This is a genomic window from Rhodococcus sp. P4_F3_2 (assembly GCF_056401335.1).
The window spans coordinates 1-22,702 of sequence record NZ_JBFUJN010000017.1; the positions used below are offsets into that span (position 1 = coordinate 1).

The window sequence follows — 22,702 nt, forward strand, 5'->3', positions numbered from 1 at the left end:
GTTGGTTACTGTGACAGTTTCATAGAGTTACGGCGGTCATAGCGAAGGGGAAACGCCCGGTCCCATTCCGAACCCGGAAGCTAAGCCCTTCAGCGCCGATGGTACTGCACTCGACAGGGTGTGGGAGAGTAGGACACCGCCGAACACAAATTACGAGAAGCCCCCCAACCAGTGATGGTTGGGGGGCTTTCTCGTACCCAAAACACCCCGAAACATCCCGTCGCCGGCACCCCCCGGATCGAGCGAACGGTACGTCCGTCGCCTCAGATCGACCCAACGTACCGTTCACACCATCACGAGCAGAAGAGCACGGCCGGCTCACCACCCCGTCCGGGATCGAGTGAACGACACTCTCACCGCCTCTAACGAGATGAACGGTACGTTCACTCCATCAGGGCAGGGCAGGGCAGGTGAGCGAATGGGTAGATCCGACAGGCGTTATCGCAGAGTCGCCTGCAACACCTCGCAGAGCACATCCAGCGTCCTGGAGTACTGCGACTGCGTCGGCGTGCTGTAACCGACGACGATGCCGTCACCGCCGACTGACGATACGTCGGGATGTCGGAAGACGGACAACCCTTCGAGTCCGAGATCGCGCGCCTGCGCCGCCGCAAGAACAGATTGTTCGGTGCCGGAGGGAAGGCGGATCACAGCGTGAAGACCCGCGGAGATCCCCTCGACCCTGACCCGGGGTACTTGCTGTGCAAGGGTCGCAACCAGTTGATCGCGTCGTCGTCGATACGAGGTACGCATCTTTCGAATATGGCTGTCGAATCTTCCGGATTCGATGAAGTCTGCCAAGGTCAATTGATCCGTTGAACTTACCCAGCGTTCGTAGGGTCCCTTTGTTGCGAGGACGGGTTCGATCAGTCTGTCCGGCAACACCATCCATCCGATGCGAATGGCCGGCGACAGTGTCTTGCTGACAGTGCCGAGGTACGCAACGTGCTGCGGCGCGATTCCCTGGAGTGCGCCGACAGGCTTTCTGTCGTAACGGAATTCGCCGTCGTAGTCATCCTCGATGATGACGCCACCGGTAGTCGAGGCCCATTCGAGAGCGGTCGCGCGCCTCGCCGGCGTGAGGGGACCTCCGAGGGGAAACTGATGCGTCGGCGTCAGCAGAACACTCTCAGCAGACGTTGACGCCAATTCGTCTGTGCAAGTGCCTGATTCGTCGACCGAAATGGGAATTGTCAGCAGTCCTTCGTCGACGAGCAACTGTCGGTGCAGGTGAAGGCAGAAAGCATCGACCGCAATCGTTCCTCCGAGTGCACGGGCGAGGAGGGAGATCCCGTGACCCGAGCTGGCACTGATCACAATGCGGCTCGGATCGACGCGAACGCCTCTGGTGCGGCTCAGGTATGTGGTGAGGGCGTTCCGGAGTTCGACTCGGCCTCTGGGATCAGTGGTCGCGAAAGCGTCGGTCGGCGCGGTGGTCAAAGCACGTCTGGCGGACGAAATCCATGCAGTGCGGGGAAACGCCGACGCGTCCGGCGATCCGGGGAGAAGGCTGTAGGTCAAGCGCCGTCGGGTCGGCGATGGATCGACCTCGCGACTGTGTGTGCTGGCGAGCGTGGCGACCACGGTTCCGGAACCCGGCCGCGTGACAAGCCATCCAGCGGCGGCGAGCTCGGCATAGCAGTCCGCAACGGTGTTTCGGGCAACTCCGAGGTCGAGTGCGAGGGTGCGGGAAGGTGGGAGTCTGGTGCCGGGCTTCAATAGTCCACTGTCGATCGCGTCGCGAAGCGTCTGAAGCAGCGCAGCGCGAACCCCGATTCCCTGTGGCAGCTCGATATGCAGATCGAACCCAAGATTGGCCCATGAATTCATCACCGGATTGAACCATGTTTCGGGGTCTTTCCGGGATTACGGTTTGAGTATGACTACAGCAACAGGACAACGACTGGATATCGCAAAGCTGGCGCCCGAGGTCTACAAGGCGATGATTGCGTTGGATGCCGCTGCGCGCAAGGGGCTGGAGCCGACGCTCGTCGAGCTAGTCCTCACGCGTGCGTCGCAGCTGAATCATTGCGCATGGTGCTTGGACATGCACACTCGCGATGCCCGAAAGGTCGGCGTGACGGAGCAGAAGCTCTACCTACTGAACGCGTGGGAAGAAGCGCGAGGGATGTACTCCGATCGCGAACGCGCCGCACTCGCCTTGACCGAGGCCGTGACAGTCCTTACTGACGGTTTCGTTCCGGACGAGGTGTACAACGAGGCTGCCGGCGAATTCTCGGACGAGGAACTGGCCCAGCTCATCAGCGTCATCTTCACGATCAATGCGTGGAATCGCATTGCGGTTACCACAAGGAAGGCGCCTCCGGTCCGAGACTGATCCGAGGCTCGTACTCCGCTCTCTATCGGGTGCAGATTGCCGCCGTCGAAGATCTGGTAATCGACACAAAGAGGACCAAAAGATTGGTTCAGAGTGTGAACAAAACCAACAGATTCTCTAAATGTGAGGCAAATCACATTTTGTGAATCGGTGGATTGTTCCGAGTATCTGCAAGTTGTCTGAATCCAGACAAAGCAGTCTCGGTTGGAAGTTCCGGTGAAGGGGTCCGCATTGCGGGCCCCTTCTTTTGTGTGCGCGCTGAAAACGCCCCTTCCTGTGAGTTTCCCCAGAATGTCCGAGTTACCGACCGGCTAGCGTCGGAGGAATGCCGGAAACGCCCCGGTTACGTGAGCCGATTTTGAGTTGATCGCGATAGTTGTGCGGTTGGACAAAGGTGCAGTCATCTTATTGGCTAACTCGTCGTCCGGAGGTTCAAGCTGCGTACGGGGGCTCGACGATCGGGTGGACTTTCTTGAAACATGCACTACATTGCCATCTAGTAACTGGCTGGTTGCCAAAAGCGATCAGCCGATCCTCTCGGAAGTGAGCGCTGGGTGGCGTGGCCTTGGGAATCCAAGCAACCTTCCCGCTACCGAAATGTCTTGAAAGGAAAGCTTTGATGACTGTGTCTGGTTCACGGCGTAGGCCGCTTGTTCTCCGGCTCTCGCTAACTGCAGCTATTGCCGCAACGGTGGCCGGTAGTAGCGTTGCTTTTGCTTCACCAGCTGTGTCCGCGCCGATGCCGGTGCGAACCGCGGCTGCTCCGGCGTTCACCGCCGGGTTGTGTGAGGGCACCGAGTACACGCCCTCAGAGCAGATGCTCGACATCTCCGGCATTCGGCTGGATCACTACAACGACGGCAACATCGTGCCGATGTACGGCACCACGGATCGGGGTACCTCGGCCGCGGTGGATGCGCCGGTCTGCGGTGTCCGCGACGTCGACGGAATTGCGAAGTCGGAATGGATGTACTGCACGGACTTCGATCTCGATCCATGTGCCGGCGTCGACGAAAACGGTTTGCCCGTGGACAAGCACAACGACGAGATGGGTGCGACGGTTCCGTCATCGGGCAATCCCGATCTGTCAGCCGACGATCTCGCTGTCATCAGTTGGTTGCTGCAGAATCCCGCCAAGCTCGACGGCGTCGTTTCGGGAAATGGCAGTGAGGATGCGCGTTCGGCGCGGCAGACGCTGGTGTGGTGCGTTTCGGACTACGACAATCCGCTGATGGCCGATTTCAAAGGCCTGTGCGACAGGAACATCGGCGACGACGAGCGAGCTCGCATCGTCGAGATCATGAACGTCACGCAGACGCTCGACCTCGTTCGCAAGACGCCCGCGACGGGAACTTTGAAGGCCGGCGAGACTGCCGTATTCACCCTGAACACGAATATGTACCGGAAGCCGATCAATGTTCAGTCCTCGGCGGGCACCGAACTCACCGTCTGTGGCGACAACGCCAAGGCAACGTTGAGTGCAAACCAATTGACGGTCGACGGCCGCGGCGACGCACCGACTGCCGTGGATCTGTGCCTCACCGCTGCGGACGGCGGTGACTACTCCGTGACCGCAAGCGTCATTCCGGATTCGGTCGAGAACCTGCACTGGAACACGGCAGGCGCACAGTGCCAGATCTTCGCGTCGTTCGACACCGTTCGGCCGGCTTTGATGAATGCGTCTGCCAGCGTCGGATATGCAGCAGCGCCCACGACGACACCCGCAACGACGACACCGGCAACGACGACACCGGCAACAACGACACCGGCAACAACGACACCGGCAACCACGACGCCTGCAACTCCGGTCGTTCCGATTGTGCCCATCGTGCCGATTGTTCCGATCGTGCCGATTGTGCCGGTCGTGCCCGTAGTTCCGGGTGCACCTGTTCCGTCGCAGCCGGTTGCAACTCCCGCTGCTCCGGCGCCGTCGGTTCCGAAGCAGGCCACCGGACCTCGCCCGGTTGCCATCGACGGTGGTGCCGCTGAACAGAATTCAGGCCGCAACGTCGCCGTCGCAGTGACGGGCCTCGGGCTTGTCGGTATGGCTGCTGCCGGAGCAGTTGCTCTCCGCCGCAAGCGTTCCTGACGCCAGGCAGATGTAGTAGACGTCGGCACCGGTCACGATTCGTGTGATCGGTGCCGACACAGATCAGACGCAGGGGGCGTCAATTCGCAAGAGGCGCCGGGGGTGCCTCATCCCGCAGGAGACAGTTCGATGACCATGCACGAGTCGGATCCCAATCCATCCAATCCATACGACGATCCCAACCACGATCAGCCCGCGAACATCGGCAAGGGGCGTCGAGTCGCGTTCATCCTGGCCCTCGTCGCGGTGCTTGTCGCCGGTGCTTCCATGGCCTTCGTCGGCCTGCGATCCTCCGATGACGATGCTGCGATCCCGCCGAGTCCGGGAGTTGTCATGTCGCACTCCGCGAATCCGGCAGCGCCTTCGGATGAGTTGATGACTCCCAACACCCTTTCGCTCGACCCGGTCGGTGTTCAGGCGCCGATCGTGGACGCCACCGTGCCGGAAGGAGTTCTCACTCCGCCGGAGAACGTCAAGAACGTCGGAATCTGGCTCGACGGCGCCTCGCTCGACTCGGTCACCGGCACGACTTTGATTGCCGGACATGTCAATTTGACCGGCCAGGGTAACGGTGCACTGTTCGACCTGGGCACGATCGAACCGGGTGAAGTGATCCGTACATCCGACGCGACGGGCAAGAGCACGTCGTGGAAGGTGACTGCGGTGACGACGCGTCCGAAGGCCGATGGCGTGGAGGAAAGCGTGCTGGCCGGCCCGGATGGCCCTCGAAAGTTGGCAGTCGTAACCTGCGGCGGCGAACTGCAATTCGAGGACGGTGTGGGTAACTACGCCGACAACGTCTACCTGTACGCGGATCTGATGGTCTGAGACACAGAAACAATCCAGTCGGTCCCCGATCCCTCTTCGTAGAGATCGGGGATCGCCTGTTGGATAGTGTCGCAGGTATGGATCTTCACCTGTCTGGAAAGCGTGCGATCGTTGCCGGTGGTAGCAAGGGGATCGGTCTGGCAATCGCCAGAGGTCTGGCTGCTGAAGGGGTCGACATCGCGATACTCGCGCGCACTGAGCAAACCGTCGTAAGCGTTGCACGAGATTTGGTTTCGGAGTTCGGAATTCGTGCGATCGGAGTCGTGACGGATACGCGAGACGACGACGCAGTTCAGGCGTCGGTGCGGCAAGTAGTAAAGGAGTTCGGCGGCGTCGACATTCTGGTCAACTCGGCAGCGACTCCGTTCAGCGCCGGAAAGCCGACGGATTTCGAGGCGACCACCGACGACGTCGTGCGCGACGAAGTCGAAGTGAAAGTGCTCGGCTACCTGCGCACTGCGCGTGCTGTGGCGCCGTATCTGATCGATCAGGGTTGGGGTCGGATCATCAACATCAGCGGTTTGGGCGCCAGACAGGCAACCTCGATCGCCCACACGATCCGCAACGTCAGTGTGTCTGCGCTGACCAAGAATCTTGCAGACGAGCTGGGCCCCAAGGGAATCAACGTCACTGTCGTCCATCCGGGCGTGACGCGGACCGAGAGGTTGACCGCGCGGATTACGCGCGAGTCGGAAGAATCCGGCCGCTCGCAGGCGGAGGTGGAGCGGGGTATCGCGACGAATTCGATACACCGGATCATCGACGCCGAAGAGGTGGCTGATGTCGTGACCTTCCTGGCATCGCCGCGAAGCATCGCGATCACCGGTGACGCGGTGGCAGCGGGTGGAGGAGTGCCGGGGCCGGTTTATTACTGATAACTCACGTACTGCTACCTGCTCGCAGTGGTGACGATCGTGTGAACGCGTCCGCCGCCGAGTCTCTTGCTTTCGTACATCGCCGAATCGGCGACTTTCTGCATGTCGGTGAACGCTCTTGCACGCTCTTCTCCGGCGACGAATTTGTGGGTACGCACGGCGATTCCGATGCTCGATGTCGACGGTATCTCGTCGGTATTCGAGTGCATTGCCGGTCCGATCGAGTCGAGCATCGGGCCGATGGCCGGCACGGAAAGTCTTTGAGCGAGGATGAATTCGTCGCCGCCGACCCGTGCGACAACAGCATCGGCATGTGCCCAGGCGGACAACCGCTGTGAAACCCGGAGAATTATGCGGTCGCCCACGTCGTGACCGTGTACGTCATTGATCGTCTTGAACCGGTCGATGTCGATCGCGATCACGAGTAGTGCCGCCGATTCCTGACGCTGGAACTCCGCGAGTACCTTCTCGACGTGGCGGTCGAGGCCACGACGGTTCAGGAGCCCGGTGAGGGGATCGAGGTCGGAGCTGGACGCGTCCATGCTGAGCATCGTCAGCACGATCTGCGAGATGAACGCACAGACCACGAGTGCGGTGACGACAACCAGCACTTTCGAAACACCGAGCGCGGGATCTCGCTCCGGCCCGAAGAGGATCGGCTGCGCAGCCACCACGATCATCACAACCGAGAAGGTCAGGTGTGCGATCTGCAACTTCGGATTGTGAAAATAGGCGATGTAGATACCGATCAGCGCGTAGATGACACAGGTGAGTAATCGCGCAAGCTGCGAGGAATCTCCAAGTACGGAAATTGTGACTGCGATGTCGCAGAAGACTACGAAACCGAACGAGCGGCGCTTTGTCGGGCCGAAGACCCACCATGAGACTCCGACCATGAAGCACGAGATCACGACAACAGTGTTGAAGAACAGCGCAATCGTGCTTGTCGGACCGGCCGGACTGAATCTGTTGAGTAGTGCGCACACGCCCAGTCCGATGACAATGATGCCAAGTAATAGCCGGGTGGCGGTCGTGAGGCCGTTGTCGCGGAGATAGCGAGTGAATCGGTCGTATTGATCGGGGAGGGCCAGCCACTCGCGGGTCAGGGTCCTCATGGACTTCATCTGCGACGTCATGAGTGCGTCAGTCTGCGATGGCGGGAGCGTGCGCCGTTCATCGTGAACTGACTCCTCTTCTGTCTGGCACCTTGCAATGCTAGCTGGATCGATGCCGTGTTGGACCGAGATGTTCGGATCGGCGACCCGAATGTCTGGGTTCCGCCAGCATGGAGTATAAATACATCTTGTGTCTATGTTGTATTCCGCTTCGGAAAACGTCTTCCGCGAAGTCAAAGAGCTGATCCTTTCCGGCGAACTCGCCGGCGGGGAGCTGATCAGCGAGGGTGACATCGCCGCTCGGACCAATGTGAGCCGAACGCCGGTGCGTGAGGCGTTTCTGCGTCTCGAGTCGGAAGGTTGGATGCGCCTCTACCCGAAGAAGGGGGCGCTGATCGTCCCGGTCGCGGATGGGGAAGCGGAACACGTAGTCAGTGCCAGACAGCTCGTCGAGACTCAGAGCGTTCGAGTGGTGTCGGTCCGACCGCACGCACGTGAAACGCTTGTCGCAGCGTTGCGCGCGAATCTGATCGAGCAACGTGAGATTGCTGATCGCGGGGACGTTGCCGCGTTCAGCGCGATCGATGCCGACTTTCACAAGATGATCGTTGCCGCCGGTGGGAACCCTTTGCTCGACTCGTTCTACGCGAGTCTGCGCGACAGGCAACGACGGATGACAGCGCGGTCGATCTCACGCGACCCCGGCCAACTGTCTCGCATCCTTGCCGACCACACCGCGCTTACCGACCTCGTAGAAACAGGCGATGCAGACGGATACAACACTGCCGTCCTCACACACATGCGCCAGGTGCACGGCCTCGGCTTCGAAGGAACTCTGTGATGAGCACCCAAACGATAGACGCTGGGACCGCAGCCGAACGTCGTCCAGGCAGTGAACGTGGCACCGGCGGAAAATGGCTGTGGCTGACCGTTGCCGCCAGCATGTTCGCCGCGGCCTGGGGCGGAAACGAATTCACGCCACTGCTGGTGATGTACCGACTCGATCACGGCTATTCGCCGGTGATGGTCGACTTCTTCCTCTTCGCCTACGTCGTCGGAATTGTGCCGGCCCTGCTGCTCGGCGGCCCGCTGTCCGATCGATTGGGTCGACGCCCGATCATGCTCCCCGCGCCGATCATCGCGATCGCCGGTTCGACACTGCTCGCTTTCGGGGCGGACTCCGCTGCCGCTCTCATTCTGGGAAGGATCCTCTGCGGCATCGCCTTGGGGATCGGTATGGCCGTCGGCGGCTCCTGGGTCAAGGAGTTGTCCACGCAACCTTGGGATTCGACGGCGTCGGAAGGCGCAGGTGCCAGGCGAGCAGCGATGAGTCTGACTGCCGGCTTCGCCTTGGGGGCGGGTGCCGCGGGAATCTTGGCGCAGTGGGCGCCCCTGCCGAGTGTGTTGGCGTACGTCCTGCACATCGCGATCACCGTCCTCGCCGCCATGGCGCTGTGGCGTGCTCCCGAAACACGACCGGCACAGGCGAAATCCGACCGTCGCAGGTTGATCGACGACCTCAAGATCCCTTCGGCAGGTCATCGTCGATTCCTCTACGTTGTTGTTCCGTTGGCGCCGTGGGTGTTCGGTGCTGCCAGTGTCGCGTATGCAGTTATTCCGGCGCTCATGACCGGGCACAGTGGCGATGCGCCCGTGGCCTTTTCGGCTCTACTGTGCATGGTCGCGCTGACATGCGGATTTGCGATTCAGTCGTTGGGGCGAAAGATCGATACCGACCGCAGCGCGCGCGGCGCCGTTGTGGCTCTGGTGTTTCTGGTGGTTGGTATGGCCGGCGCTGCTCTGGTTGCGTCGACGCTGACCGTGGCGATCGCGATCGTGGCTGCAGCGATCCTCGGTTGCGGGTACGGCATGGCATTGGTTTCCGGGCTGCTGGAGATCCAGCGAATCGCGGGGCCGGACGATCTGGCAGGACTGACCGCGGTGTTCTACTCGATCACCTACATCGGTTTTGCTGTGCCTGCGTTGCTGGCGATGCTGTCGGAAAGCATTCCGGCGCTGAGCTACACGGTGACTCTTCTGTTCGGATCAGCCGCCGCCGCTGCCTGCTTGATTCTGATTCTCTTCAAGTCGCGTTCACATCTTCCGAGCGCGTGATGCCGTCCGATCCGCCGACCCCTGCGAGAGTCGGCGGACCGGGGCGAAATCACGCGTCCACAGTTGCGGAACCGTTTTCCGAATTGTGGACCGAATTGTGTACCGAACCAACCGGAACCGATGCGGTCTTGTTCAGGCCGTTGAGCAATCCGGTGATATCGACGCCTGAGCTTTCGAGAGTTTCGATGACGCCGGCGATCACCTGGGGGCTGATGCCCAGGATCGAGCCGATCGAACCCTTGGCCCCATCACTGCCGCCGACGATGGAGATGCGGTCGATGTCGCCGACCGGCTTCGCTGCTGCTGCGGTGGCGTCGACCAATGCTGCCAGAACATCAGGCAGAGTGAGCAACTGCGCGGCCTGCGGGGTGTAGGAATTGAGCGCCTCGGCGATCTGACGCTTACCGGCAGCTTCGGCTTCGAGCTTGGCGCGCAAACCATCCGCCTCGGCTTGTTGCTCGGCACGGACGGCGTCTGCCGCTACCTTGCGGCCGTCGGCTTCGGCTTCCAGACGTGCTCGAAGGCCGTCGGCATCAGCCTGTTGTTCAGAGCGAACGGCGTCGGCGACGAGCTTTCGTGCATCGGCCTGAGCGCCGCCGGCCTGCCTTGCTGACTCGGCCTGTGCCTGGGCGCGGAGGATCGCGGCCTGTCGCTCACCCTCTGCGCGTGCGATCGAGGCTTGGCGTTCGGCCTCGGCCGGTGCAATGACATCTGCCTGCAATGCCGCTTCCGATTGCTGGGCGCGACGACGCTCGACCTCGGTGCGAGCTTCGACGCGGGCCGCCTCGGCCTGCTCCCGTGCGATGCCGACGGCCTTCTCGGCTGTTGCCTGCGCGAGAGGTCCGGCCTGGTCGGCTTCTGCGTTCTCGGCTTCGGTCTGTGCTCGCAGGCGAGCGAGTTCGACGTCGCGTTTCTGATTTGCACTCGCGATCGCGGTGTCGGCCTCGGCCTGTGCGACGGAACCTGCCTGTCGCGCCTTTGCTGACTGGATCTGCGAATCACGCTCTGCTTCAGCAGTTCCGATCGCGGCATCACGTTTGACCTCGGCGATGCGGCGCTGACCGAGCGATTCGAGATAGCCGTTGAAGTCGGAGATTCCCGCGATCTTGATGACATCGACTTCCATGCCGATGCGGGCGAGGTCGCCGCCTGCCTCCTCGACCACGCTGCGAGCGAGGGAGTCGCGGTTGGAGTTCAGATCCTCGACCGTCATGGTCGCGGTGATTCCGCGCAGACTGCCCGCGAGGATTTCATTGATCTGCTGCTGGAGTTCGTCCAGGTCGGAAGTCAGGAATCGTTGCACCGCTGTCTGAACCGCTTCGTCGGCGGAACCGATTCGTACCAGGCCGACTGCCTCGACGTTGACCGGAACACCGTCGTTGGAGAGCGCATTCTTGAGATTGATGCTGACGTTGAACGGCTCGAGCGACATGATGTCGACACGTTCGATGCCGGGAATCTTGAACCGGGCACCGCCGCGGACGACCTTCGGCTTGCCTCGTCCGGTGAAGACCGCCACTTCGTTCGGCGGGACCTTGACGTAGTTCTTCACGTAGATCGCGGGGAGAACGATGAAGATGATTACTGCGACTACAACCGCAATGATGATGATTGGCAGCATGTATCGAGTCCTTAGATCGCGTCGTCAACCGTGACGACGTGAAGGTATTGATCGTCTACATCGGCGATGTAGACGGTGGTGCCGGTGGTGAGAACCATCGGCTGTGCACTGACGGCCTTGGCCTGCACGCGATTGCCTTCGGCGTCGACGAACGAGACTTCTCCCCAACCTTCGGCTGCGATGGTGAGGGTGACCGTGCCCAACAGTCCGTGGTATGAAGCCCGCCCGATGTGCGAATTATCTTGTTGCTTAAGGAGATAGGGGAGAAGGAGGCCGCGCGTGACGACAACGAGAACGGCGGCGAGTGCGAGTGCTGCAATAACCGCTACCAACGTCGGAGCGTCCGCGAGAGTGGCAGCTACGCCGCCGGCGCCGAAGCCGAAAAGTGCTGTGGCCAAAGTTGTCAGGCTCAGAAATGGCAGCCCGTCTGCGTGGCCGCCGCCCAGATCTGCAACCTCGCCGACGGCAAAGGCTCCGATCAGGGCGACAACCCCGATCACGAAACATATTGTGAATACAACGAACATCGATCCCCCGATCTACCTGTCGAGGAAGCGTGCCCTGAGAATTGTGTTGTCGGGGTCGTCCCTCGGCCCACCTCTATAGTAAAGGTAAGACAAAGCTAATCGGCGCATTCGGAATGTTTCGGCGTGGTGCTACGGCTGGGGGAAAGCGTCAAAGCCGAGGTAGCGGGCGTTGATTCAGCCAAGCATCCCAGAGAGGGCGCAGTGGGGTGTCGGTGAAACGTGAAGCGAGATCGGTGAATTGCTCGGTGCTGACCGTGCTGTGCCGATGCTTCGTAGTCCACTGGCGAATCAGTTCGAAGAACTTCTCGTCTCCGAGAACGCCGCGCAGGGCGTGCAGAGTCAACGCGCCCCGCTTGTAGATTCGATCGTCGAACATCAGGGCAGGCCCGGGATTGGCGACGATCAAGTCCTGAGATTTACGCCCGAGCCCTTGATAGGCGTTGGTCGCGAGTTGGTTCGAGGATGGGCCACCGGAATTCTCGGACCAGATCCACTCCGCGTAACAGGCAAAGCCTTCGTGTAGCCAGATGTCGCACCACTGCCCGAGAGTGAGGCTGTTGCCGAACCATTGATGGGCAAGCTCGTGTGCGACAAGACGTTCGGAACCGCGCCTACCCGTGCAGTGGTTGGCTCCGAAGATCGAGAGTCCCTGCGCTTCGATGGGGATTTCGAGTTCGTCGTCGGTGACCACAGCGGTGTAGTCGGCAAAGGGATACGGGCCGAACAGCTTTCCGAAGACCTCCAGCATCTGGGGTTGGCGCCCGAAGTCGACGTCGAACGCTGCGCGCAGCCGAGGTGGGTGAACGGCGAAGACCGGTACCGGCCCGGCGCTCACTTGTCGGTGCTCGTACTGACCGATCTGAATCGTCGCCAGGTAGGTTGCCATCGGTTCGGTCTGCTCGTAGACCCACGTCGTCTGACTCGCACGGGTCTGCTTGCGGATCAGCTTGCCGTTGGCGAGGGCATAGAACGGGGAATCGGTGGTGATCGAGATGCGGTACGACGCTTTGGAAATCGGATGGTCGTCGCACGGGAACCAGGACGCCGCGCCGTTGGGCTGACTTGCGACCAAAGTTCCTTCGTCGAGTTCCTCCCAGCCGACTTCGCCCCACAGGCTCTTGATCGGCTCGGGGTTGCCGCTGTACGCGATGGTGACCGACAGGGCACCGCCCGCGGGGATCTTGGTAGACGGCGTGAGGATCAGCTTGTTGTTCAAGTGCGCGTACTTGGTGCCGCGGGCACCGTTGACGGACACCTTTGACACCTGCAGGTTCTGCGCGAGGTCGAAGCTGAACTTGGATCGGCTCTCGGTGGTGACAGCGGTGATGACTGCCTTGCCGGCGAGACGGTTACTGAAGACCTTGTACGTCAGTTCCAGTTCGTACCGAGACACGCGGTAACCGCGGTTGCCGTTGTGTGGCAGGTACGGATCGAGCGGCTCTTCGAGCATTCTGTTCGGCTTCACGACGCCACCCACGGTGCAATCGGATTGCCCTGCCAGCGGGTGGAGGGCGGAACGGTGTCACCTCGCATCACCAGAGATGCAGGCCCTACCGTCGCTCCCGCGCCGATGCCGGCTGCGGGTAGCGCGACACAATGCGGTCCCAGCGTTGCTCCTGCTCCCAAGGTGACGGTGTCCATGGACATGATCCGATCATGGAAGAGATGAGTTTGCACGACGCACCCCCGTTCCACTGTCGCTCCGTCGCCCAAAGTCACAAGATCTGCCTCGGGTAGCCAGTACGACTCACACCAAACGCCCTTGCCGATCTTGGCCCCGAGCCCACGCAAGAAGATGTTGAGTACGGCAGTACCAGTCGCTGCGCGAGCGAACCACGGCGCCGCGACGGTTTCGACGAACGCATCGGCTACCTCGTTGCGCCAGACGAACGAACTCCACAGCGGATGCTCGACCTTGGCGATGCGCCCGACGACGATCCACTTGGCGGCGATGGTGATCGCGCCAGCCACTGCTCCGGCAACGAGCAGAATTACGCCGCTCAACAGAGCCGCGAACCAGAATCCGACGGCGCCGACCAGTGCTTCGAGTGCAAACAGAACACCGAGACCGATGCCGAACGTGACCATCACGGGGATCAGTCGGCAGGTTTCGACCACTCCGCGGGCGATCTTGAGTCGCATCGGCGGATTGAACGTGCGGGCGGCGTCGGTGTCCCCGGCAGCCCTTCTCAGACGTACCGGTGGACTACCCAGCCACGATGATCCGGACTTGGCCTTGGACGGGGTGGCCGACAGAACCGCCACGAGACCGTTCTTGGGGACGCGTCGACCGGGTGCGGTCATACCGGAGTTGCCGAGGAACGCACGCTTGCCGATCTTCGCCTGTTCGATGTGCATCCAGCCGCCGCCGAGGCCGTAGCTCGCAACCATGGTGTCGTCGGCGAGGAATGCGCCGTCGGCGACCGTCGTGAACTTGGGAAGGAGGAGCACGGTGGATGCTTCGACGTTCTTGCCTATCTTGGCGCCGAGGAGGCGGAGCCATCCCGGCGTCAGCAGGCTCGCGTAGAGCGGGAAGAGGAACGTTCTGGCCGAGTCGAGCAGGCGTTCGGTCGCCCACACCTGCCAGCCGATGCGGCTGCGGACAGGGTGGTAGCCGGGGGTCAGCCCGATCGAGAGAAGGCGAACGGCCACCAGCGTGACGACTGCGAAGACGAGCAAACTCACGATGGTCGCGACGGGAAGCATGATCAGCGATTGGAGCACTGCGCTCGTGAGCGTGTCGGTGTCGCGGATCCACCAACCGATCAAGGCGATTCCGGCCATCAGAGCGAAGATCGGCATACCGGCCAGGAAGACCGAGGTGACGCCGTATACCGGCACCCAGCCGGGTGCGCGCTTCGGATGTTCGGCCGGCCAAGGATGATTCGCTTTCCCGACCTTGGTGGCGGGGGAGCCGGCCCACTGCTGGTTTGCCTTTACTCGGCCGAACACCGCAGATCCGGGTTCGACGACGGCGTCCCGACCGATACGCGCGCCGGGCAGAAGCGTCGAGCGTGAACCGACGGAGGCGCCGTCCCCGATCTTGATCTCACCGATGTGAATGACGTCGCCGTCGATCCAGTGGCCGGAGAGGTCGACTTCGGGTTCGACGGAGCAGCCGTCACCGAGTTCGAGCATGCCGGTGATGGGAGGAAGTGTGTGGAGATCGACGCCGCTGCCGATGTCGGCGCCGAGGGCGCGGGCGTAATAGAGCATCCACGGTGCGCCCGAAAGATTGGCTGCGCCACTGGCTTCGGTGAGTCGCAGCGCGATCCACAGACGCAGGTGTTCACTACCACCTCGCGGGTACGTTCCTGGTTCCAACTTGCGTAGGAGCAGGCGCGCCCCGACGACGGCGATGGTCATACGGCCGATCGGCGTGATGAACACGATGAACGCCAACAGGATCCACCACCACGAGACCGTGGGCGCCCAGCTGACGTCGACGAACCAGCCGAGGACGTTGTTCGCGATCGCCAGCCACGTCACCCACTGCAGTCCGGTGAGCGTCGTGAGCGGAACGGTGACGGCGATCTGCGCCAGCTGAGTTTTCAAGGGTGTTGGAGCGACGATGCGCGGCTCCACAGTTTCGGTGGGTGCCAATTCGTCGAGATATTCGGCGAGCGATCCCAACCGTGGATGGTCGTAGAGCTGTGCGACGGTCACTTCGGGGAACCGCTCGCGCAGGGCGGTCACCAACTGAGCAGCAGAGAGGGATCCGCCGCCCACTTCGAAGAAGTCGTCGTCGAGTCCGGTGATCTGGGCTCCCAGGATCGATCCCCACAGACCGGCAACCCAGGCGGCGGTGCCGTCGAGGCCCAACGCGGCCCCGGCATCTTCACCGGCGCCGGGCAACGGCCACGGCAGCGCATTGCGGTCGACCTTGCCTGACGTACGCGTCGGAAGTTCGTCCATCAACGCCAGACGCGGCACGAGGGCTGCTGGTAGCTGCTCGCTGAGCAGTGCATGAGCGGCCTTGAGATCGAAGTCGGGATCCGTGCTGGCGATGTACCCGACGAGGAGCTGGTTGCCGGCTGCCGTCTTCTTCACGGCTGCGGCAGCGCCGCTCACACCCGGCAGATTCTGCAAGGCGTTGTCGACCTCACCGAGTTCGATGCGCCTGCCGCCGAGCTTGACCTGATCGTCCGCGCGGCCCTGGAACATCAGGCCGGTGGTCTCGAGCCGGACCAGGTCGCCGCTTCGGTAGGCGCGTTCCCACCCGAGCGAGGGCATCGACGCGTACTTCTCGGCGTCCTTCGCGGGGTCGAGGTAACGGGCGAGGCCGACGCCGCCGATCACCAGCTCGCCCACCTCGCCGACCGCGACGGGATTGCTCTGGGCGTCGACGACGGCAAGGTCCCAGCCGTCGAGGGGGAGGCCGATGCTGACGGGGCTCTTGCCGTCCATCAGTGCGCCGCAGGCGACGACGGTTGCCTCGGTGGGGCCGTAAGTGTTCCAGACCTCGCGGCCCTCGACGGCCAGGCGCTCTGCCAGTTCGGGTGGGCAGGCTTCGCCGCCGAAGATCAGGAGTCGAACGGCTTCGAGGGCCTCGGCCGGCCACAGAGACGCAAGCGTCGGCACAGTGGAGACGATGCTGACGTCACGCGAGACCAGCCACGGGCCGAGGTCCATGCCGCTGCGAACCAGCGAACGAGGAGCCGGGACGAGGCAGGCGCCGTGGCGCCACGCGAGCCACATCTCCTCACAGGACGCGTCGAATGCCACGGAGAGTCCCGCGAGGACGCGGTCACCAGGCCCGATGGGCTCGTCCTGGAGGAACATGCGCGCCTCGGCGTCGACGAAGGCTGCGGCATTGAGGTGAGTGACCGCGACGCCCTTGGGGGTGCCCGTGGATCCTGAGGTGAAGATGATCCAGGCGTCGTCCTCGGGTTCGGGTTCGCGAACCGGTGGATGTTCGAGCCGCTTCGGCGCCGTCCCCGGCTGGATTCCGTCGCCGGTGATGATCGCCGCTACCTGCGCCTCGCCGAACACCAACTCGGCGCGCTCTTCCGGATCGTCGGCGTCGACGGGAACGTAGGCGGCGCCCGCCGCGAGGATCGACAGGATCGCCACGTACAGCGAACGCGAACCTGACGGCATCCTGATTCCGACGCGGTCACCTGCGCCGACGCCGGCATCACCGAGCCAGCGCGCACCGAGCGCGATCTCGTCGAGCAACTCCGAGTACGACAGTGTGGTGTCGCCGTCGTCGATGGCAGGTGCTTCCGGGTTGGCCTCGGCTGAGGCCCGCACGATGTCGATGAGCGTGCGCGGCGCAGGTGCATGCGCCGACCGTAGGAATACGGACGGAATCCCGAAAGATTGTTCCGTCTCCGACTGCGACTGGAGTGGCAAACCCGTTGGTCCTGTTCTACTCACGAAACTTAGAGTCCTGCGAACTGTCGAGTTGAAAGTCTCATGACAAGTTTGCGAGTTGGTGAACAGATATGCCTAATGCAACATGCCGAACGTGCCGGTCAGTCCGTACTGGCAGCTTGCGCGTGGCCTTCTGCCGAGTCGGCGAACTCGGGTGTGTCGAACACCTCTCCGCCCAGCGGATCGACGACCTTCGATTCCTCGGAGAAGTCGACGGCGCCGGTATCCGGGTCGATGTTGACCGCATGGGCGGGAACTTCGTGGACCGCGACGAGCATGTGGGCGTCGGAGGGATCCGTCATGATTCCGCTTTGTGACGGGGTGAGCCCGGCGAAGGTCGACGAGATCTTCAGATCGCGGAGCCGCTTTTCGGTGGGTTGCGGAACGTCGGTCGATGCCGAGGCATTTGTAGAAACCCGCAGGTAGCGTGGTGCCGACGCGACCTCGTATCGGAACGCCTTCAGCATCGACAGACATGCAAGCACCATGATGACCGAGAACGGTACCGCCGTGGCGATGGCAACGGTTTGCAGCGCCGTGAGCGATCCACTGCCACCCACGATGAGGAGAACTGCGGCCGCGGCACCGGAGAGGAACGTCCAGTAGACACGCGTGATCTTGGAGGTCTCCAAGCTGCCACCGGTCGCGAGGATGTCGATGACGATCGAGCCGGAGTCCGCGGACGTGACGAAGAAGAACACGATCACGACGATCGCGAGAACACTCGAAATCGTTCCGAGCGGAAGTCCGTCGAGAAGCGTGAACAGCGACGTGTTGGTGTCCACTGCGCCGGATGCGTCGAGCATCGTGCCCTCGTTGCGCTGACGCAGAATGCCGGAGTTACCGAAGATCGTGAACCACAACGAACCAACCAGCGTCGGGGCCAGCAGCACACCGAAGACGAATTCGCGGATGGTGCGGCCGCGTGAGATGCGCGCGATGAACATGCCGACGAACGGTGCCCAGCTCATCCACCAACCCCAGTAGAAGATGGTCCATGCGCCCTGCCAGCCGTCTTCGGCGAACGGGGACGTGCGCAGCATCAGTTCGGGCAAGGCCTGGACGTATCCGCCGAGGTTCTGCACCCACGACTGCATGAGGAACAGCGTCGGTCCCAGAATCAGGACGAACAGTGCCAGCGCGGCAGCGAGCATCATGTTGATGTTGGAGAGCCACTTGAGGCCCTTCGTGACACCGGAGACGACCGAGAAGGTCGCCATGCCCGTCACGATGACGATGATGGTGATGACCAACCAGTTGTCGGTCTCCACCCAGCCGAGGTAGTCGAGGCCGGCCGAGATCTGCTGGACACCGAAGCCCAGCGACGTCGCGACACCGAACAGTGTGCCGACGATGGCGACGACGTCGATGGCGTGGCCGATCTTTCCTTCGATGCGAGCCCGTCCGAGGAGCGGCTCGAGCAGCCAACGGATCGACAGCGGGCGACCCTTTCGGTAGGTCATGTACGCCAGACCAAGGCCGACGACGACGTAGATCGCCCATGCATGCAAGCCCCAGTGGAACAGCGTCAGTTCCATGGCTTGATTGGCTGCGGCGTCCGTGGATCCGGCGATCTGCCCGGCGACGGGTGGGGTCACGTAGTGCGAAAGTGGTTCGGCTACTCCGTAGAACACGAGCCCGATGCCCATGCCGGCGCTGAAGAGCATCGCGAACCACGAGAGCATCCCGAACTCGGGCTGCTCGTCGTCACGTCCCAATCGGATGTTGCCGATGCGGCTGATTCCGCAGTACAGCGCGAAGATCACGAAACCGGTGGCCGAGAGGATGTACCACCAGCCGACGCCGTCGCTGATCACGTTGTTGAGTGTTTCGAAAGCATCCGCGGCGGTTCCCGCGTAGATCACGGCAAAGGCGATCAGGGCAAAGATCACTATCGACGCGGGGATGAACACGGGTTTCCGTAGTTCACGCCACGCAGTTTTGACCGCAGTCATTCCACTCCTCGAACGTTCAGGCATTCACAGCGCCCATCAGGGCGGCCACGTGTCACGCGTAGGTGGGCGTTTCGCTCACACCATCGCAGGTCAAGACCGGGCTATTGCTTTGAAATTCAACGTAACGTCAAGTTTCGGTCAACTCAACTGGACGAAAGATGCTGCACTGTCGCGAAAGTTCTCACTGGATGCCGTAGTTCCGGTTGTAAATCGTTGGGTAATAGTGGCATTGGGCCATGAGTGGAATGCTGAACGGCGAATTCGATTGGTACGGTGAGTTGAATCGGTCGAGTCGACGCTCACCGATTGACCACATTTGTCAAACTCGGCGAAACAGCCTGTCTGTCAGGTGGTTAACTCCTGGCGTGCTTGCCCGATCGTGGCGGTCAGGTGTCGATACCTAACTGTGATTGTGATGGTCGCAACTATCAGTGATGCGGGCCCTGTTCGCCCCGCTGAGCGTCGATCAGATCCATCGCATCCTTCAGACCCAAGCCCGGATGCAGTTCGCGTAGTGCCTTGATTGCCGGAATACGGTCGTCAGTCGACGCGAGTGCACTACGGACGTCGTCGGCGGGTATTTCGGTGGGGGCAGTTGTCCCTTCCCCCCACGCCGGTTGAGGATTGTTCCTGGTTCGCCAGGCTTGGACGGTGCCGTAGGCAAATCCGACCGTCGCGAAAAGCCAGATTGCCAGGCGAACCCAATTACCGGTTGTCGGTTCCGTGGCCACTGTATGGATGGTGCTCGGACCGATTACGACTACGAGCAGGACGAGGCCAATCGTCTGGCCCCATCGCTCGACGCGCCTGCTCGGTACCCACCACTCGGCCATCGATCGATACTCGCACGGGGCTGCTGTTTCGGTGCGAACATGGTGATCATGGAGATTCGTGATGCGGTGGAGCGACTTCGAGCGGATTCCGGGACCTCGATGATCTTCGGTGAACCGCATCAGACCAGCGACGGATCGACGATCATCACGGTTTCGCGTCTACACCGGCGGTGGCGGGGCGACCCGATACCGGTGCCAGTGGGAGTGTTCTCGATCCACGAGGGTGAGCCGTCGTGGTCACCGGCCGTCGATCACACCAGGGCGGCTTTGATGGGGGAGTTCATCGGGTTGGCGGCCGCGGTGATCGCAACCCTGGCCGTTCTACGTCGACCGCCCTGGCCTGATGTGACGATTCGGAAGGGGTGACTCAATAGGGGCGACTCAGAAGGGGTGACCCAGAATTACGCCGATCAACTGGAACGGCATCGCGAGGAACATCGATCCGACGTAGAGCGGATAGCGAATCGGGTCGCCGGCGAGGTAACCCTCGGCGAGCCAGGCCATGACATCTGCTGATCCCATATTCGTTACTTCCCTTCGCGGTTGTGGTTCACCGACATTTTCGGTCGTGGGAGTTGTTTTGTTACAAGCGAACTCGAAGGAGGAGTGCATGTGACGGCAGTTTCGACGCAGCAAACTCAGTCAAGTGAGATCCCTGGGGGCGGCAGTCTCTACCGGCTTAGTCTGGATACTTAGCACCGTGGCGTAGTGAAATCTGTGCATTCTGCACATGTCGGGACAATTCGGTGAGCCTTACAGTCGCTAAATGACAACGACACCTTCTCCTCTCTCAGGCAAGACCGTCGTACTGATCGGTGGCGGAACAGGCATCGGGCTGCGGGTGGCGCAGCTTGCCGTCGACGCCGGCGCGCAGGTAGTTCTCGGTGGCCGAACCACATCCAAGCTGGAAGCAGCGGCCACGCAGCTGGGTGAGGCGGCGCACTGGTTCACAGTCGACACCTCCGACGACGACTCGGTGAAAGCGTTCTTCACCAACATCCCCAGCGTCGACGCTCTCTTCACCACGGCTGCCGATTACCAGGTCGGCTCGTTCCGCGAACAGAGCGTCGAGGAAGCGGCGTCGCCGTTCACCTCCAAGTTCTGGGGGCAGTACCGCGTCGTGCACGCTGCGCTCGACAAGCTGACACCCACCGCATCGGTGGTCCTCATGTCCGGTGCTGCCAGTGTGCGGCCACCCGCGGCTGCTGCGGCATACGTGGCGGCCAATGCGGCAATCGAGGGGCTCGGGCGGGGGCTGGCGGTCGAGCTGTCGCCGATTCGCGTCAACACCGTTGCTCCCGGAACCATCGACGGGCATCTGTGGGCTCAGCGTCCGGCGGAGGTTCGGGAGGCGGCGTTCACCTGGAGTGCGGAGAACAACGTGCTCGGCCGCGTCGGGAACGAAGACGAGATCGCACAAGCGGTGTTCTATCTCTTCACCAACACGTACACAACGGGTTCCACGCTGTACCCCGACGGCGGGTACGCGTTGCGCTAGACCGTGCCATTTGACGACTGTGTGAAATGACGACTGTGCGAAATGCATTGTCGTAACACGAAGAAACGCCAATTCGCCCATAGGCGTGACCCCGACCACATTCGTACCGTCTTCTCCGAGAACACTTCCCAACTATTCGAGGAGTCCGTCATGAAAAACACATCAACGACCGCCGCCGGCGGTGAAGTGTCCGACGGTGACGACTACGCGCTCACCCGCGTTCCCGACGAAGCACGGTATTCGTGGTTCTCGGTGGCAGTACAGCGATTCGGTCAGGTATCGGCACTCGCACAGTTCCTGCTCGGTGCGACGCTCGGCTACGGCATGACGTTCTGGAATGCCTTCTGGGCATTGACAGTCGGGGCGGTGATTCTCGAGGTTGTCTGTATTTTCATCGGCATCATCGGGGTTCGTGAAGGGCTCAACACGTCGGTGGTCGCACGCTGGTGTGGATTCGGGCACGCGGGTTCCGCGGTGATCGGCTTGGTGATCGGAGTCAGCCTGATCGGTTGGTTCGGCATCCAATCTGCTGTCTCTGCATCAGGTTTGCACGGAATCATGCCGTTTCTGCCGCAGTGGGCGTGGGCTCTGGTCTTCGGCCTTCTGATCACCGCGATAGTCCTTCGCGGGTTCGGCTCCATGCAACTGATCGCAAACATCACCGTTCCCCTGTTCTTGCTTCTGGTGGGTTGGGCCGTCATCGCCGAACTGCGTAATCACTCGCTGTCAGATCTGATGGCATCTGCTCCAGCCGGACCGGAGCTCAGCTTCCTCGCCGGAACCACCATCGTCGCAGGCGGTTTCATTGCCGGAGCAGTGATCACACCCGACATGACGCGATTCAATCGCACGGCGGGTGACGTCGTGAAGCAGACACTCGTCGGAATCACATTAGGCGAATACGTGATCGGATTGACCGGTGTACTTCTTGCGCATGCCGTTCGCAGTTCCGATATCGCCACGATCATCCTGTCGTCGGTCGGCTGGGTCGGCGTTCTCATCATTGTTCTCGGAACTTTCAAGATCAACGACTGGAATCTGTACAGCTCGGGGCTCGGCATCGTGAACTTCATCGACGTCGTGTTCGGGCGACGCATCAATCGCGCCGTCGTCACCGCTGTGGTCGGCGTGACCGGTTCGATCCTCGCGGCTGCCGGAATCCTGAACTCGTTCACCGACTTCCTGATCCTGTTAGGCGTCGGATTCCCGCCGATCGCCGGAATCATGGTGGCGGAGTACTTCATCGTCAAGACCTGGCGCAAGGACCTGGAAGAGAGTCGAGCCGCGGGTACCCTCCCGAACTCGGCGCCCACTTGGGTACCTGCCACGTTGGTGATCTGGATCGTCTCGGCGCTGATCGGGCATTACAGCACCTTCGGTTTGCCGTCCATCAACGCGGTGGCCTCGGCATTCGTTCTCTACGTCGTCGCGGGTCGACTCGGCCTGATTCGCGGGGTCGGACGCACCACAACCGAAGCGCCGCAAGAGCCTTCGGGAACATCGGCGCTCACGCACTAGCACTGCAAACACTG

General features: G+C 61.8%; 18 protein-coding genes and 1 rRNA gene. 10 read left to right on the top strand and 9 right to left on the bottom strand.

Annotation, left to right across the window (positions count from 1 at the left end; genetic code table 11):
• Positions 1-28 precede the first annotated feature (28 nt).
• Positions 29-145: ribosomal RNA gene (gene rrf, locus AC1DWA_RS18425) — 5S ribosomal RNA — on the top strand.
• 293 nt (positions 146-438) lie between these two features.
• Here rrf and pdxR read toward each other — a convergent pair.
• The gene (gene pdxR / locus AC1DWA_RS18430; RefSeq protein ID WP_477847454.1) at positions 439-1,830 is read right to left on the bottom strand and encodes a MocR-like pyridoxine biosynthesis transcription factor PdxR; all 1,392 of its coding nucleotides are present in this window, start codon (positions 1,828-1,830) and stop codon (positions 439-441) included.
• Between the two features lie 49 nt (positions 1,831-1,879).
• Here pdxR and AC1DWA_RS18435 point away from each other — a divergent pair, with 49 nt between their 5' ends.
• From AC1DWA_RS18435 to AC1DWA_RS18450, 4 genes are all read left to right on the top strand, one after another.
• The gene (locus AC1DWA_RS18435) at positions 1,880-2,338 is read left to right on the top strand and encodes a carboxymuconolactone decarboxylase family protein (RefSeq protein ID WP_019746665.1); all 459 of its coding nucleotides are present in this window, start codon (positions 1,880-1,882) and stop codon (positions 2,336-2,338) included.
• Positions 2,339-2,957: 619 nt separating this feature from the next.
• Entirely contained in the window at positions 2,958-4,427 is a 1,470-nt protein-coding gene (locus AC1DWA_RS18440; RefSeq protein ID WP_477847456.1) for a hypothetical protein, read from the top strand.
• A 129-nt stretch (positions 4,428-4,556) separates the two neighbouring features.
• A complete protein-coding gene (locus tag AC1DWA_RS18445; RefSeq protein WP_134998487.1) occupies positions 4,557-5,255 on the top strand; it encodes a class F sortase in 699 nt (232 codons plus the stop codon).
• A gap of 77 nt (positions 5,256-5,332) precedes the next feature.
• Positions 5,333-6,130: an SDR family NAD(P)-dependent oxidoreductase gene (locus AC1DWA_RS18450; protein WP_269577545.1), complete on the top strand. Its 798-nt coding sequence runs from the start codon at positions 5,333-5,335 to the stop codon at positions 6,128-6,130.
• A 14-nt stretch (positions 6,131-6,144) separates the two neighbouring features.
• Here AC1DWA_RS18450 and AC1DWA_RS18455 read toward each other — a convergent pair whose 3' ends face one another.
• A complete protein-coding gene (locus AC1DWA_RS18455) occupies positions 6,145-7,266 on the bottom strand; it encodes a GGDEF domain-containing protein (RefSeq protein WP_030534865.1) in 1,122 nt (373 codons plus the stop codon).
• Positions 7,267-7,441: 175 nt separating this feature from the next.
• Here AC1DWA_RS18455 and AC1DWA_RS18460 point away from each other — a divergent pair, with 175 nt between their 5' ends.
• Both AC1DWA_RS18460 and AC1DWA_RS18465 read left to right on the top strand, forming a co-directional pair.
• Positions 7,442-8,086, top strand: a complete 645-nt coding sequence (locus AC1DWA_RS18460) for a GntR family transcriptional regulator (protein WP_020968281.1) — start codon at positions 7,442-7,444, stop codon at positions 8,084-8,086.
• A complete protein-coding gene (locus tag AC1DWA_RS18465) occupies positions 8,086-9,360 on the top strand; it encodes an MFS transporter (RefSeq protein WP_029254359.1) in 1,275 nt (424 codons plus the stop codon). Before AC1DWA_RS18460 ends, AC1DWA_RS18465 begins: the two co-directional genes overlap by 1 nt.
• A gap of 49 nt (positions 9,361-9,409) precedes the next feature.
• On the opposite strand, the gene AC1DWA_RS18470 is transcribed toward AC1DWA_RS18465, so the two are convergent.
• From AC1DWA_RS18470 to AC1DWA_RS18495, 6 genes are all read right to left on the bottom strand, one after another.
• Positions 9,410-10,981, bottom strand: a complete 1,572-nt coding sequence (locus tag AC1DWA_RS18470) for a flotillin family protein (protein ID WP_477847460.1) — start codon at positions 10,979-10,981, stop codon at positions 9,410-9,412.
• Positions 10,982-10,992: 11 nt separating this feature from the next.
• On the bottom strand, positions 10,993-11,508 hold the full coding sequence (locus AC1DWA_RS18475; RefSeq protein WP_029537460.1) for a hypothetical protein: 516 nt from the start codon (positions 11,506-11,508) through the stop codon (positions 10,993-10,995).
• A 148-nt stretch (positions 11,509-11,656) separates the two neighbouring features.
• On the bottom strand, positions 11,657-12,958 hold the full coding sequence (locus AC1DWA_RS18480) for a M1 family metallopeptidase (RefSeq protein WP_044480251.1): 1,302 nt from the start codon (positions 12,956-12,958) through the stop codon (positions 11,657-11,659).
• A gap of 11 nt (positions 12,959-12,969) precedes the next feature.
• Positions 12,970-16,863 (bottom strand): Pls/PosA family non-ribosomal peptide synthetase, encoded by a 3,894-nt coding sequence (locus AC1DWA_RS18485; protein WP_214500062.1) that lies wholly within the window; start codon positions 16,861-16,863, stop codon positions 12,970-12,972.
• Positions 16,864-16,985: 122 nt separating this feature from the next.
• Positions 16,986-18,839, bottom strand: a complete 1,854-nt coding sequence (locus AC1DWA_RS18490; protein ID WP_007727149.1) for a BCCT family transporter — start codon at positions 18,837-18,839, stop codon at positions 16,986-16,988.
• A 428-nt stretch (positions 18,840-19,267) separates the two neighbouring features.
• Complete coding sequence (locus tag AC1DWA_RS18495) at positions 19,268-19,570, bottom strand: ribosomal protein L7/L12 (protein ID WP_228117932.1); 303 nt, start codon at positions 19,568-19,570, stop codon at positions 19,268-19,270.
• Between the two features lie 3 nt (positions 19,571-19,573).
• Between AC1DWA_RS18495 and AC1DWA_RS18500 the strand changes: the two genes are divergently transcribed.
• A complete protein-coding gene (locus tag AC1DWA_RS18500) occupies positions 19,574-20,038 on the top strand; it encodes a hypothetical protein (protein WP_397510839.1) in 465 nt (154 codons plus the stop codon).
• A gap of 15 nt (positions 20,039-20,053) precedes the next feature.
• Here the strand turns inward: AC1DWA_RS18500 and AC1DWA_RS18505 are convergent, their stop codons facing one another.
• Positions 20,054-20,194 carry a hypothetical protein gene (locus tag AC1DWA_RS18505; protein WP_003941170.1) on the bottom strand — a complete coding sequence of 47 codons (141 nt, stop codon included), beginning with the start codon at positions 20,192-20,194 and terminating at the stop codon, positions 20,054-20,056.
• Positions 20,195-20,438: 244 nt separating this feature from the next.
• Between AC1DWA_RS18505 and AC1DWA_RS18510 the strand changes: the two genes are divergently transcribed.
• Together AC1DWA_RS18510 and AC1DWA_RS18515 are read left to right on the top strand one after the other, a co-directional pair.
• Positions 20,439-21,170, top strand: coding sequence for an SDR family oxidoreductase (locus AC1DWA_RS18510; protein ID WP_021333722.1), 732 nt, complete (start codon positions 20,439-20,441; stop codon positions 21,168-21,170).
• Between the two features lie 150 nt (positions 21,171-21,320).
• On the top strand, positions 21,321-22,688 hold the full coding sequence (locus tag AC1DWA_RS18515; protein ID WP_019746680.1) for a purine-cytosine permease family protein: 1,368 nt from the start codon (positions 21,321-21,323) through the stop codon (positions 22,686-22,688).
• The last annotated feature ends 14 nt before the right edge of the window (positions 22,689-22,702 follow it).